Origin of the sequence: Desulforhabdus sp. TSK (assembly GCF_022836495.1) — a bacterium.
In the GTDB taxonomy this organism is placed as follows: domain Bacteria; phylum Desulfobacterota; class Syntrophobacteria; order Syntrophobacterales; family Syntrophobacteraceae; genus Desulforhabdus.
Genome location: NZ_BQXM01000005.1, coordinates 19922 through 34227 on the forward strand (window position 1 = coordinate 19922; position 14306 = coordinate 34227).

Consider the following 14306-nt stretch of genomic DNA (forward strand, 5'->3'; position numbering starts at 1 on the left):
TCGCGGCAGGATGCCGCTCCTACAAAAAAAGGGGGAGCCGTCAAATCGGAGGGGTTTCTACCTGATCGGCTACAATGTCACCCTAGTGAAAATCGGAGTCTAAAACGCCTGGGTTTAGCTGGATTCCAGTGGTTGCCGGGCTGGCGAAAGTTGGTTTAAAAAAATATCAGGTTTTTAGATCATATTTGGCAATTTGATAGCGGAGCTTCGCTCGAGAAATGCCCAAAAGCCGCGCGGCCTTGGTCTGGTTGCCCCGGGCCTCGGCAATGGCCGCCGAAAGAAGCCTTTCCATCATTTCATCGTAAGTCAGATTCTCTGCCCCCGGGATGCCGCTGCCGGCTCCTGTTTCCTTCTTGGAGTAGTCGGAGGGGCTTTTCAAAAACTCCAGGTGCTCGGGGCGAATTTCTTCAGTCTGCTCCAGTAGCACAATGCGCTCCATGGCATTTCTCAGCTCTCGAACATTTCCATTCCAGCAGTGATTCAAAAGGATGGCCTCGGCTATGGGGCTGATGGTCATGAAGGGCTTGCCGTTTTTGGAACAAAACAGTTCCAGGAAATAGCGGCTCAGAGGCAGGATATCCTCCAGTCGCTTCCTCAGGGGAGGCATGACGATCCGGAGGGCGCTCAGGCGATAGTAGAGATCTTCCCGGAATTTTCCCTTTCGCACCTCTTCCAGAAGGTTCTTGTTGGTGGCTGCAATGACTCGTACGTCACACTGTATCTCTCGAACACCGCCGACGCGGAAGTAGGTCTTTTCCTCCAGAACCCGCAGGCATTTGGTCTGTACCTCCGGGGACAAGTCACCGACTTCGTCTAGAAAGAGGGTGCCCCCTTCGGCCAGTTGAAATTTGCCCGGCTTTCCACCTGCAATCCCTCCCGTGAAAGCCCCCTTTTCGTAGCCGAACAATTCGCTTTCGGCCAGCAGCTCAGGAATACATGCACAGTTCAAGCGAATGAAGGGTTTGGTGCAGCGGTGACTCAATGCGTGGATGTGGGATGCCGCAAGCTCTTTACCCGTTCCGCTCTCTCCTTCGATGAGAACGGTTGCATCATGGCTTTGAGCCAGCCGTGCGATCATCTCATAGAGCTTTGTCATGAGGGGGCTCTTGCCGGTGAACTTGACGAGCTCTTCCTGCGCGCCGTCCCGGGGGCGTCCATTCCTCAACCCCTTGTCATTCCACTGACGCACCTGGAGGGCCTTTTTCACGAGCTCTTTCAACTTTCTGTTGTCAAAAGGCTTCTGGATGTAGTCAAAGGCCCCGTCCCGCATGGCCTGAACCGTGTTCTCGATGGTGCCGTAGGCCGTGAGCATGATGACCTGGGTTTGCTCGTCTCTTTGCTTGATGGCGCGAAGCACCTGCAAACCGTCCATGTCTCCCAGGCGCAGGTCGAGGAGCACCAGTTCCGGCCGAAACTGCAGCAGATTTTCAATGCCGTCTTTACCGCTCTGACAGGTCAGAATCCGGTAATCCTCGGTCTGCAGAAGCAGCTGCAGGGATCTTCTCACCAGGATGTCATCATCGACGATCATGATTCTGTTCATGGCTGATCTTTCCCTCCGACCACTGAGGTCATCCATCGCATGAGTCATCTCTCCACAGGAAATTTGAGCAGGAATGTCGTACCAAGGCCAAGCCGACTGTCTACCTGGATGTCGATGTTGTATTCTCTCAAGATGGCGTGGGAAATGCTCAACCCCAGGCCGGTGCCGCTGGGGCGTGTGGTGAAGAAGGGATCGAAAATTCTCTGAATGTTCTCGGGTGCAATTCCCTCGCCCGTATCGGTAATGGAAAGAAATACGTATTCGCGGGCATTCTTCCCATCATCACGTGGTGCCTTTGGGCAGCTCAGGTTGACCAGGATTTTACCTCCATGTGGAGTCGCAAGCAAGGCGTTCAGGAGCATATTGATGAGGACCTGCTGAATTTGAGCCGCGTCCAGTCTCAAAGGAGGTATTCTCGACGTCCAGTTGACCTGCAGCTGGACGTCGTTCCGAATGGCCTGGGGGGCCAGCAGGCGCAGCGTATGGCAGACGATTTTGTCGAGGATGCACGGAGAAAGGCGGGCCTGGCTCGGTCTCGCGAACTCCAGAACATCCTTCATGAATCGCTCCAGCCGGTCGACCCCGATGAGAATGATCTCCACGAGATCTTTCAGGTGTGGAGCATCCTGGGTGTTTTCGTAGAGCAGTTGGGCATTGGAGCTGATGGCTGTCAGGGGATTGCGGATTTCGTGGACAATGCCTGCAGAGAGCTCCCCCAGGGAGGAGAGTCGATCCATGCGCTGTATTTTCTGCTCCATTTGAATCTTTGCCGTTATATCCTCCAGAATGATGAGGACGTAGCGGATGTTTTCCGTCTGCCCCTTCAGGGGGATGGCTTTGATGTCCACGAATTTTTGCTCATGGAGATCCCCTTTGACAACGGGGCGTTCGCTGCTGAGGGCAAAGCTTCCCTCAAAGGCCTGCTTCAGCAGGAACTCCAGGTTCAGCTCCTTTTGAAGGTCCTGGGAGAGTGCCTCCTTGAGAGGCCTTCCCTTCAACCCTCCCCGCCCGAAGCCGAACATGGCGTCAAACCGTCCGTTGCTGGACAGAACACGGGAGGCGTGATCCAGGAGCGCCATCCCCACGGGCACTCCCTCCACCATCGTTTCGTACATGGAATAGAGGGTGTTGACTTCCTTTACCTTGCGCTCCAGCTCCTCGTTGCTCTGCTTCAGCTTTTGGAGCAGCTCCCTGTTTTCGCGGCGAAGGCGCCGCCGCTCCATGGCCTTGCTGAGGGTGACCAGGAGCTCGTCAAAACTTTCCAGGGGCTTGGTGAGGTAATCGAAGGCGTCGTAGTCCCTGAGGGCGGTCACCCCATCCTGGATAGAAGCAAAACCCGTAAGGACAATGACTTCCGTCGTGCTGTCCATCTCCTTGATACGGCGGATCACTTCCAGTCCCGGCATTCCGGGCATTTTCATGTCGGTGATGACAAGAGGCACAGGCTCCCGTTGGAAGAGTGCAACAGCCTCTTCTCCCCGGCCGGCCGTGGTGACGGCGTACCCTTCCACAGTCAGACGGCTGCCGAAGAGGTTCAGGAGCTCCGGTTCGTCGTCTACGAGCAGAATTTTCGTGGGCATGAGAACAGGACCTTCACGTTCTATGGAGCCAAAGATATTGGCGAATTGGCATAAGTTCCCAAGAAGTCGGTCGAGCGCTGCTCAAACTTGAGGCCAAAGTCGAGGCTCCCGGGAGGCTCCTCCCATTTTCATCGGGGCGTGCATGAGTTAAATTAGCTTGCCCAGATCCGTGGAAGGCGTTTTCAGAGGAAGGAGCGCCTCTCTGCCTTTTGCCTCTATTTCCTCGATGGAGTTTGCTGCGTTGATCAGAGACCCTCTCATCCGTTTGCGCGGAGTGCATCAGCATAATTTAAAGAACATAGACCTTGATCTGCCTCTTTTCAAGCTGATTGCCTTCAGCGGTGTCAGCGGCTCCGGGAAGTCCAGCCTTGCCCTGCACACGCTTTATGCCGAAGGGCAGCGGCGTTACGTGGAAACCTTTTCACCCTATGCCCGCCAGTTTTTGGAGCGCATGGACCCGCCCGAGGCGGACCTCATTGAGGGAATCCCGCCCAGCATCGCCATCGAATCGGGAACGACCGTGCGCAGTTCCCGCTCCACGGTGGGAACCATCACGGAGATCAACGATCACCTCAAAATACTCTACGCACGGCTGGCGGTTCCCCACTGCCCTTCCTGCGGTCAGCCGATTGTCCAGGATACCCCTGAAAGCATCTCACAAAGCCTGGGGGACATCCCGGCGGGCAGTCGAGTCATTGTGGCCTTTCCCTACCGTCCGGCGGCACCTCTGCAAGCATCGCCGCAATCCTCGTCCGAGTCTTCCGCCACCGTGTCCGGGAACTGGCCGCAGAGCCTCGTGGCTCAGGGCTTCCTGCGCCTCTATGCCGACGGAAAGACCCTGGACCTGGAATCCCTGACGGATGACGAGCTCCGCGCGCTGCAGGACCGGGAACTGCTGGTGGTCGTCGACCGCCTCTCCTGGGGGAGGGCGGCACCGGAGCGTCTCGCCGACTCCCTTTCCACGGCTTTTCAAATGGGCCGGGGGCGTCTCGCCGTCATCGTTTTGCCCGGAGAGGTGCGCTTGTTCAGCGGTGACCTATCCTGTGCCCGCTGCCGCTCTCAAGCGGTCATTCCTCTCCCGACTCCCAGCCTGTTCTCCTTCAACAGCCCGTTGGGAGCCTGTCCACAGTGCAAAGGTTTTGGTAGAAGCATCGGTGTGGACATGAACCTGGTCATTCCGGACCCTCGACGGTCCTTGGCCGACGGGGCCATCAAGCCCTGGGGCACGGACAGGGGTGAATACAACGATCTCATGGATTTTTGCCGCACGGCGGGAATCCCCACGGATGTCCCTTACGAATCCCTGCCGGAGGAATCGAAGCGGCAGATCCTCAACGGGACGAAAAAGTATTATGGAGTCAAAGGCTTCTTCCAGTGGCTGGAGACCAAAACCTACAAAATGCACGTCCGTGTCTTTCTGTCCCGCTACCGGGCTTACAACCCCTGCCAAGCGTGCGGGGGCACACGGTATCAGGAGGCAGTGCTCCTCTACCGCCTTCGAGGGGTGGACATCGCGACCCTGGGCTCGTGGTCCATCGAGCGATGCCATGCCTTTTTTTCCGAGCCCTGGCCGGAGCTGGAGCATGACGCGGCGGCAGCGCTCCTGGTGGAGGAAATCAGGAGCCGGCTGCAGTTCCTGCGGTCGGTGGGTTTGGAATATTTGTCCCTGGACCGGCAGTCACGGACTCTGTCGGGCGGGGAAGTGCAGCGGGTGCACCTGACCCGCGCCCTGGGGTCGTCCCTGGTGAACGTGCTCTATGTCCTGGACGAGCCCAGCGTAGGACTGCATCCGAGGGACCAGCAGCGCCTCATGACCCAGCTGCACCGGCTGGTGGGTTTGGGCAACACGGTGGTCGTGGTGGAGCACGATCCCGACATGATCCGCTTTTGCGACGAAGTCGTGGATATCGGCCCCGGTGGCGGAGAAAAGGGCGGAAAAGTCGTTTATCAGGGGACTCCCTCAGGGCTGGCTGCCTGCGAAGAGAGTGTTACGGGCGCATACCTGGGGGGAAGGCTTTCCATCAGCGTACCCCAAAAGCGCCGACCACCCCGATGGGACAACGCTCTGGTCTTGAAAGGGGCGTCGGAGAACAACCTGAAGCATGTGGATGTCCGCATTCCTCTGGGATTGCTGGTGGGGGTGAGCGGGGTTTCGGGCTCGGGGAAAAGTACCCTGGTGGAGAAGACCCTGTACTGCAACTGGCTGAGAACAGTCGGAAAGCCCACCGATACTCCCGGGAGCTGCGAGGGACTGGAGGGAACGGAGCGTATCGCCGAAATGATCCTGGTGGACCAGCAGCCCATTGGCCGCACGCCGCGGGCCAACCTCCTGACCTATACCCGTGTCCTGGACCCGCTGCGCAAGCTCCTGGCCAAAACACCGGAAGCGGTGGCACGGGGCTATTCTCCGGCGCATTTTTCCTTCAACGTGCCCGGCGGGCGTTGCGAACTGTGCAAGGGGGAAGGGTTCGAGCACGTGGAGATGCAGTTCCTGGCGGACGTTCTCATCCGGTGCCCTCAGTGCGGGGGGAAACGGTTCAAGGACGAAATCCTCGACGTTCGGGTCAACGGGCTTTCCATCGGAGACATGCTGGACTGCACCGCCCAGGAGCTTTTGGAGCATTTCGCCGGTGAAGCCCCCCTGGTGAAGGCCCTGGATCCCATTGTGGCCATTGGCCTGGATTACCTGCGCCTGGGGCAGCCCTTGAGCTGCCTCTCGGGAGGCGAGGCGCAGCGGCTGAAGCTGGTGCATTACCTGGGTGCTGAGAAGGCTTCGTTTCCGCGAGGGCAAAGGACTTCTCACAGGGTCTTCCTCCTGGACGAGCCCACGACGGGATTGCATCCCCATGACATGCAGAAGCTCCTCCATGTGCTCCAGCGGCTGGTGGATTCCGGAAATACGGTGCTGGTGGTGGAGCACAACCTGGATCTGCTGCGTGCCTGCGACTGGCTCATCGATCTTGGGCCGGAAGGCGGGGAGGGCGGGGGGAGCCTGGTGGTGGAGGGGCCGCCGGAGGCCGTGGCGGCTCATCCCCAAAGCCGTACGGGCGTCTTTCTGAGGCAACGCATGGAGGCCGGGCGACCGGCGCCGCTGTCCTTTCGGGAGGAATCTGCGCAGGAAGTGTCTGGGGATGAGGCGGGTGAAGGGAGATCTCACCGTCCCGGGAGGCGGGAATATGCGGCAGTGTCGGGAGAGGATTCCCAAGCCATCTTCGTGCGCGGAGCCCGGGAGCACAATCTGCAGCTGGAGGAGGTCCGGCTCCCTCGGGATCAAATGGTCGTCCTGACGGGGTTGAGCGGTTCGGGCAAGTCGACCCTGGCCTTCGACGTCCTGTTTGCCGAGGGACAGCGGCGCTACCTGGAAAGCCTGTCCAGTTATGTGCGCCAGTATTTCAAAATCCTCGAAAAGCCCGATGTGGACCAGATCCTGGGCTTGCCTCCTACAGTGGCCATCGAGCAGCGCACCAGCCAGTTGAATCGCCGTTCCACGGTTGCCACGGTCACGGAAATCTATCATTTCCTGCGCCTCCTCTATTCCAAGCTGGGGCGGCAGCATTGTCCGGATTGCGGACGCGAGCTCGCTGCGCTGACTTTTGACCAGATCCTCTCTTTTGTGAAAACCGAAGTGCAACAGGGGCCGGCTCGCCTCACGGCTCCTCTCGTCCGCGGGCGCAAGGGCATCTACCGGGAGCTCTTTCAGCGCCTGAGCAAAATGGGGTTTCAGGAAGTGAAGGTGGATGGAGCGTGGATTCCCCTCGTACCGACGCCGGTGCTGGCACGGCATCGGGAGCACGACATCGAGGTGCTGGTGAGCGCACTGGAGCCCTCCCGGACCTCCGACGGAGAACTTGCGGAGGCAGTGCGCCAGGCCCTGGCCCTGGGGGGTGGGTCTTTGCACCTGCAGGGCGAATCAGGCAATGTTTACAGCCGGCATCTCTTCTGCTCGCACTGCCACAAGGGACTCGCTCCACTGGATCCGCGCCTTTTTTCCTTCAACAGCCGCCATGGGGCATGTCCGGAGTGCCATGGCATCGGCATGGAGCGCCGTCTGAATCCTGAGCGTCTTCTCGGTCCGGAAGACATCCCGCTGAAGGAAGGCCTCATGAAATTCCTCCGGACCTTCATCTGGTGCAACGGCTACAAGCTGCCGGGAAAGCGGATGGAGCGCCACTGGGTGGAGGATTTGGGCATTGACCTGGAACAGCCCTTGAGCCGGGTGGATGACAGGACCCGTGAGGTCATGCTGCACGGTGTAAAAGGAAAATTTCAGGGGCTATTGGACATGCTGGAGGAAATGTCGGGGGATGAAAAGGCGGTGGGGGTGCTGGAGCCCCTCTTCGACGAGATCCCCTGCCCCTCCTGTCGTGGCGAGAGGCTCAACGCCCAGGCACGCTCCGTTTTTGTGAAAGGATGGTCGTTGGGGCAGCTCGTCCGTCTCAGTATCGCGGATTTTCGCGGGCTTTGGGAATCCTTCGAATGGGGAAGCCGGGAAGGCCCCATAGCGGGGCCCATCTCCAGGGAAATTCTGGAGCGAATCGCCTTCTTGAAGGAAGTGGGCCTGGACTACCTCACGCTGGACCGATCGGGGGAAACCCTTTCCGGCGGAGAGACGCAGCGCATCCGGCTGGCGGCCCAGCTGGGGACGAACCTGCGCGGGATCTGCTATATTCTGGACGAACCCACCATCGGGCTGCATCCTCAGGACAACGAACGGTTGTTGAGCAGCCTGGGCAAGCTCAAATCCAAGGGGAACACCATCGTCGTGGTGGAGCACGATGCCGAAACCATGCGGCAGAGCGACATGCTCCTGGAGCTGGGACCTGCCGCCGGCAAGGGGGGAGGGCGCCTGGTGGCCCAGGGGGATTTTTCGACACTCTCCGAAAACCCGGAAACCCTCACCGGCCGATGGTTCGGTTCCTCTTTGAAGGAGCTTTTCGAAATCCAGGAAAGAAAGGAGCCCGGTGGGGCGGGATGGCTGGAATTTTTTGGAGCCGGAGCCAGGAACCTGAAAAACATTGACCTGCGAATTCCGCTGGGGACCATGACCTGCATTACGGGAGTGTCGGGGGCCGGGAAGAGCACTCTGGTCCATGAGGTGATCTACCATGGCCTCCTGGAGCGCCTGGGAAGGCGCTACGCGGGAGCGTCCCACGCCTGTGACGGCATGGCAGGCTTTGAATCTGTGCGACGTGTCCTGGAAGTCGATCACAACCCCATCGGGCGCACGCCCCGCTCCATTCCCGCCACGTATGTGGGCGTGTGGGATGAAATCCGTAAACTGTTCGCCCTGCTGCCAGAATCCAGGGCCAGGGGATTCGCTCCCGGGCGGTTTTCCTTCAACGTGAAAGGAGGGCGGTGCGAAGTCTGCAAAGGACAGGGGGAGGCGAGAGTGGAAATGCACTTCCTTCCAGATGTCTTTGTTCCGTGCGAATCCTGCCATGGCGCTCGGTTCAATGCCGAAACCCTGGCAATCCGCTACGGAGGCCGCAACATTTCGGAGGTGCTGGCCATGACCATGGACGAGGCCGCTCAGCACTTCGAGGCGTACCCCAGGATTTCCCGCCCTCTCAGAATTTTGAACGATCTGGGCTTGGGCTACCTGACTCTCGGTCAGGCCAGCCCGACGCTCTCGGGAGGAGAAGCCCAGAGAATCAAGCTGGCGGGAGAGCTGGGAAGCAATAAGATCCCGACCCTCTATATCCTGGATGAGCCCACCACCGGCCTGCATCGCGCCGATGTGAAGCGCCTGCTGGACGTATTGCACGCTCTCACGGGGCATGGCCATACGGTTGTCGTCATTGAGCACAACATGGATCTCGTGTGGGCCAGTGATTACGTCATCGACATGGGCCCGGGGAGCGGAGAGCAGGGAGGGCGCATCGTGGCCCGGGGGACGCCGCCTGAAGTTGCCGAACAGGCAGAGCACTCCGCAACGGGGAAGGCTCTGCAGGCGTACGATCGAGCGGAGACGGGCACCTCCGCCAGGGGCGGTCTGTGAGAACAAAGCATTATTTTCTGGATCAGAAGGGGAAAAGGGGTTAGTTTCAATAGGGAAATGGGGTAACGGAGGCGGAGTCGGCTCATGCCGCCTGTACTCAGACTTGGCCGATACTTATATTCAAGGCTGCGTGCATGCAGAAGGGTGGAAGCAGATCAAATGTTTCGGGTAGGTGGCAGGTTTCCTGCGGCGCCGCCGACAGGAACGGAAAGGAGCTGGAATCCATGAAGATCTTGACCGGTATGTTTCTCCAGTTCTTTGTCTGCATGCTTCTGTGCCTGCCGTTTTCTGCCGCAGTTGCTCAAGATTCCTCCCCCACCCCCCCCTGATGCCGGTATTTCCCGTGATAACGCCAATCGGGAATATTTTTCAGATGTGGAAGTCATCACCCAGGACGGCGAAAGGCTGCGTTTTTATTCCGATGTGCTGAAGGACCGCGTGGTTCTCATCAATTTTTTTTACATCAATTGTCCTACGGCTCCTCCTGGCATGATTGGCCTCTTCAGAGCGCAAAAGCCTCTGGGAGACGAGTTGGGAAAGGATATTTTTTTCATATCCATCAGCGTGGATCCTGAAAACGACACTCCCCAAGCTGTCAAAGAATACGCCTCGAAATTCAATCCCCCAAATGGGTGGATATTTCTTACGGGAAGCAAGAACGGGATGGACCTCATCAACCGCAAGCTCGGCAACCGGTTGAGTCTGCCCGAAGGCCACATCCAAAACTTGCTCAATGGAACGGCCGGCACTTGCGGTCTGCCTCTTTTCCCTCAATGGGTGAGGGAAGGGACGGACTGGCGCTGTAAACCGTCACAAGGAGGGAACATCCATGAGAAAGAGCCTTTCAGTCGTTTGTGTTCTGGCAGGTATCATGTTTTGGGGGCTGTCCGCCTTCGCTCAGCCGTCCGATGTACAGAAGCACAAGAGCTGCACCTACTGCGGCATGGATCGTGGAATGTTTTCCCACAGCAGGGTGTACATACAGTATGATGATGGAACGGATTTCGGCGCCTGCAGCATTCATTGTGCCGCAGTGGATCTGGCGACCCATATCGACAAGACTCCCAAGTCCATCGAGGTGGGAGACTACAACGCAAAGGCTCTCATTGACGCGGAGACCGCTACCTGGGTCATCGGTGGAAACAAGCCGGGGGTAATGACGAAGAACGCCAAATGGGCCTTCGCCAAGAAGGAAGATGCCGAGAAATTTGTGCAAGAGAACGGCGGGAAGCTCGCTACCTTCGATGAAGTCATGAAGGTGACCTATGAAGATATGTACTCGGACACGAAAATGATCCGTGAGAAGCGCAAGATGAAGAAGATGCAGATGGAGCAGAAAAAGCAGTAAAGGATTCACGGCCCATCTCCCTGCCGGAGTGGTCGCAGTGCATCGATCATCGGGGGCGGTCGGCGTGCTCAGCGCTGTACCGCGCCTGTTGCCATGTGGAGTCATGAGGGTTCAGGAGCGGTTTTAGTGGAAGGGACCGAAGCCATTCCGTCGGGGAGATGCGCGATGAAAAGCACTATTGCAGCAGCCGGCCTCTTATTCCTCCTGGTTTTCGCCTCGTGGGGCTCCGCGCGCGAGAAACAGCCCGTCAAGCCGGCTGAGAAGGACAAATGCCCGGTGTGCGGGATGTTTGTCGCCAAGTACCCGGACTTCTTAGCTCAAGTCCTTTACAAGGATGGACATTATGCCCTGTTCGACGGTGTCAAGGATATGTTCAAGTATCTCTTTGCCATGCAGAAATATGATCCAGCCAGGAAGAAGGACGACATCGATTCCATTTACGTAACGGATTATTACGTTTTGACGCCCATTGACGGGCACCAAGCCTTTTACGTAGAGGGAAGCAATGTGTTCGGTCCCATGGGCAGGGAGCTGGTTCCCTTCGGCAATGAGGAGGATGCGCGGGAATTCATGGTGGATCACATGGGCAAGTCCCTCTACAAATTCCACGAGATTACTCCCGAGATCATCAAAGGTCTGGATTGATGTTCAACCGAAAGAGTCACGTCCTGCTGGCATTCTTCCTGGTGAATCTTCTCCTGGTGGGGCTCCTGTTCGTGCATGCCCGTGTCGTGCAGCAAAAGAACAGGGTCTCATTTCTGGAAAAGAGAAAAATCGTGAAAGAGCTTCAATTGACGGATCTCTGCATCTTCACGGATGCACGCTACACCCGGCATCCCAGTATGGCGGACTCGAACACCCCCTTTCAGGATCATCCTCTTTCCCTGGAGCATTTTCCGTCGGGCTCTCTCATGGTGCTCCCCCCTCATCTTCGACCCCACGGGAATGAATGACCATGTCCGCCTTTGAAAAGCATCGGCATGTCATCGACTTTACCCTCTCTTCCCTGCTGAGGCGAAAGGGCAAGAACTTCTCGCTCCTGGCTGTCTATACCTTTGTCATCTTTCTGGTGGCCTCGGTGATGTTTCTGACTCATTCCATCAAGGAAGATGCCTACATGGTGCTGACGGATGCCCCGGAAATAACGGTCCAGAAGTTGATGGCCGGACGCCATGACTTGATTCCCCTCAGCTACATGGAGCCCATCCGGGAGATCCGGGGGGTGCAATCCGTGGAGCCGCGGCTGTGGGGCTATTATTTCGACGGAACCAACAAGGCCAATTACACTCTCGTGGTCAAAAAGGAGATGAACAACACTCCCGGAGCCATCTCCGTGGGAAACGGGGTCGCACGGAACCTCCTGGTAAAAGAGAATGGGATCATCCCCTTCAAGGCCTATGACGGTTCCTATCTTTTTCTCAAAATCAAAGATGTCTTTTCTTCCGAATCCGAGCTGGTCTCGTCCGACCTGATCTTGATTTCCGAACAGGATTTCAGGAAAATTTTTGCCTTTCCCCCCGATGTTGCCACGGACCTGGTGCTGAGGGTTCGGAACCCGCGTGAGCTCACAACGATCGCCACCAAGATCAACCAGATGTTTCCGGATACCCGCCCCATCCTTCGCGAGGAGATTCTCCGCACCTATGAAGCCGTTTTCGATTGGCGGGGAGGGCTGGTCATCATCATCTTGTGGGGAGCCGCTCTGGCTTTTGTCATCCTGGCCTGGGACCGCGCCACGGGGTTGAGCGCCGAAGAGAAGCGAGAAATCGGCATCCTGAAAGCGATTGGATGGGAAACCTCCGATGTTCTGCTGATGAAATTCTGGGAAGGTGCGGTGATCTCCTTTTCTGCTTTTTCCTTCGGCCTGCTGCTGGCATACGCCCACGTCTATTTCGCCTCTTTCATCTTGTTTGAAAGCACCATCAAGGGCTGGTCCATCATTTATCCCCAATTCAGACTCACCCCGTTCGTCAGCATTTATCAGATCGCCACCCTGTTCTTTCTCACCGTGGTCCCCTATACGGTGACAACCATTGCGCCCTCCTGGAGGGCAGCCACCATCGACCCCGATATGGTGATGCGGGCCTGACGAAGGAGATGGCACCCGCTGCAGGTGAAAAAACGACGTGGTGGGAGGAAGCGTAACGCATGATTCGATTGAATGAGATCCGCAAAGTCTTCAACACGGGAAAACCCAATGAATTTGTTGCGCTGCAGGGAATCAACCTCACCATCGAGGCCCACCGGGCAGTGGCCCTCACGGGGCCGAGCGGGTCCGGGAAAACGACCCTCCTGAGCATTCTGGGGTGCATGGCGCGGCCGACCGCCGGGAGGATACTGCTTGGAGACCGCGAGATCACGAGTCTGCCCGAACGGTTTCTCACGGAAATCCGCCGCAGCACCTTTGGGTTCATCTTTCAGCAGTATAATCTCATCAAGGGAATCAGCGTCCTGGAAAATGTCATGATCCCCGCCTACCCCACGGGGGAGAAGCATGCATCATTGAAGGAACGCGCGACAAAGCTCCTGAATCTTTTCAACGTCGGCAGCAAGGCCGATTCCAAGCCTGAATGGCTGTCGGGGGGGGAGGCTCAGCGGGTGGCCATTGCCCGGGCGCTCATCAACAATCCGTCGGTGATCGTAGCCGACGAGCCCACGGCGCATCTGGACACGCGGCTTTCCCTGGAGCTGATGGCTATTCTGAAGGATTTGAAAGAGGAAGGGAAAACATTGCTCATTGCAAGCCACGACCCCATTGTCCATTCGTCGGAGGTGGTCGATCGTGTCGTGGCCATGCGTGACGGGCAAATGCAATGAAGTGGTGAGGAGCGCTCCATGATTTTTCACGGTCCTATCCTGGGATTGCTGCTGGGGTCCCTGCTGGTGAGCTTCATGCTCGTCTATTCGGCATTTTACGCCGTGCAAATCCTTCTGCGCTGGGACATGCGGAGCGGAAGTGAAATCCAGCTGGGGCTGGAGCGAAGAACGTACCTGATTTCCGTGCTCATCACCTATGCCCTTGGTTTTCAGCTGCTTTCCCTGTTCCTCTTCATCTACACGGCGGACCACCTGGCGCCGCTTTTTGTCGGGGCCATGTGCGCTGCCGGCTCCCTCAATGTGAACCCCTGGGGATATCCAACGATCGTTTTAAAAATCGTCAATTTCATCCTGGGGGCTGTCTGGCTTGTCATCAATTTTACAGACAACCGGGCTTGGGACTACCCGTTGATACGCAAAAAATACGCACTCCTCCTCTGTATCGCCCCCTTGATTCTGGCGGAGACGATCTTCCAGACGGCATATTCCGCAGGCCTGCATCCGAACATCATCACGTCCTGCTGTGGAACCCTTTTCACGGCGGATGCGGCGGGCGTTACGTCGGGTATAATCGCCCTGCCTCCCATCCCCCTGGCGGTAACATTTTACACTTTGATGGGGGCCACTTTGATCTGCGGGGTGTATTACCGGCGTGCGGGAAAGGGCGTCACCCTTTTTTCCATCCTTTCCTCATTGACCTTCCTGGCGAGTGGAGTGGCCCTGATTTCCTTTATACCGCTCTATTTTTACGAACTGCCGACGCACCATTGTCCCTTCTGCCTGCTGCATAAGGAATATTTGTACGTGGGGTATGCGCTCTACCTGGCGTTTCTGGGAGGGGTGATCTCAGGACTGGGGGTGGGAATCCTCAAACCCTTTTCCGGTGTGGAGAGTCTCAAGGGCGTCGTTCCGGGCATCCAGCGCCGTCTGGCCCTGGCCTCCCTGGTCTCAAATGGGATTTCCCTGCTGATCGTCGTGTATGGGGTGCTGTCGTCCAACCTCATTCTGCTGGATTGATCG

The 14306-nt window shown here is 57.6% G+C and carries 10 protein-coding genes; 8 read left to right on the top strand and 2 right to left on the bottom strand.

The genetic code is table 11. The features are described 5' to 3' along the window. Positions 1-166 precede the first annotated feature (166 nt). Entirely contained in the window at positions 167-1543 is a 1377-nt protein-coding gene (locus MWC30_RS04460) for a sigma-54 dependent transcriptional regulator (RefSeq protein ID WP_244082954.1), read from the bottom strand. 44 nt (positions 1544-1587) lie between these two features. After that, positions 1588-3123 carry a response regulator gene (locus MWC30_RS04465; protein ID WP_244082955.1) on the bottom strand — a complete coding sequence of 512 codons (1536 nt, stop codon included), beginning with the start codon at positions 3121-3123 and terminating at the stop codon, positions 1588-1590. A 241-nt stretch (positions 3124-3364) separates the two neighbouring features. Here MWC30_RS04465 and uvrA point away from each other — a divergent pair, with 241 nt between their 5' ends. The 8 genes from uvrA (at position 3365) to MWC30_RS04500 (ending at position 14303) form a co-directional block, all read left to right on the top strand. Next, positions 3365-9121 (top strand): excinuclease ABC subunit UvrA, encoded by a 5757-nt coding sequence (gene uvrA / locus MWC30_RS04470; RefSeq protein ID WP_244082956.1) that lies wholly within the window; start codon positions 3365-3367, stop codon positions 9119-9121. A 375-nt stretch (positions 9122-9496) separates the two neighbouring features. Continuing rightward, a complete protein-coding gene (locus tag MWC30_RS22865; protein WP_368860798.1) occupies positions 9497-10111 on the top strand; it encodes an SCO family protein in 615 nt (204 codons plus the stop codon). Next, the gene (locus MWC30_RS04475) at positions 9993-10469 is read left to right on the top strand and encodes a nitrous oxide reductase accessory protein NosL (RefSeq protein ID WP_368860799.1); all 477 of its coding nucleotides are present in this window, start codon (positions 9993-9995) and stop codon (positions 10467-10469) included. Before MWC30_RS22865 ends, MWC30_RS04475 begins: the two co-directional genes overlap by 119 nt. A gap of 165 nt (positions 10470-10634) precedes the next feature. Continuing rightward, a complete protein-coding gene (locus MWC30_RS04480) occupies positions 10635-11114 on the top strand; it encodes a nitrous oxide reductase accessory protein NosL (protein WP_244082958.1) in 480 nt (159 codons plus the stop codon). Beyond that, positions 11114-11422, top strand: a complete 309-nt coding sequence (locus tag MWC30_RS04485) for a hypothetical protein (protein ID WP_244082959.1) — start codon at positions 11114-11116, stop codon at positions 11420-11422. The genes MWC30_RS04480 and MWC30_RS04485 overlap by 1 nt, the downstream gene beginning before the upstream one ends. A gap of 2 nt (positions 11423-11424) precedes the next feature. Then, a complete protein-coding gene (locus MWC30_RS04490; RefSeq protein ID WP_244082960.1) occupies positions 11425-12558 on the top strand; it encodes an ABC transporter permease in 1134 nt (377 codons plus the stop codon). Positions 12559-12617: 59 nt separating this feature from the next. Continuing rightward, on the top strand, positions 12618-13286 hold the full coding sequence (locus MWC30_RS04495; RefSeq protein WP_244082961.1) for an ABC transporter ATP-binding protein: 669 nt from the start codon (positions 12618-12620) through the stop codon (positions 13284-13286). Positions 13287-13304: 18 nt separating this feature from the next. Further along, on the top strand, positions 13305-14303 hold the full coding sequence (locus tag MWC30_RS04500; protein ID WP_244082962.1) for a hypothetical protein: 999 nt from the start codon (positions 13305-13307) through the stop codon (positions 14301-14303). Positions 14304-14306 lie beyond the last annotated feature (3 nt).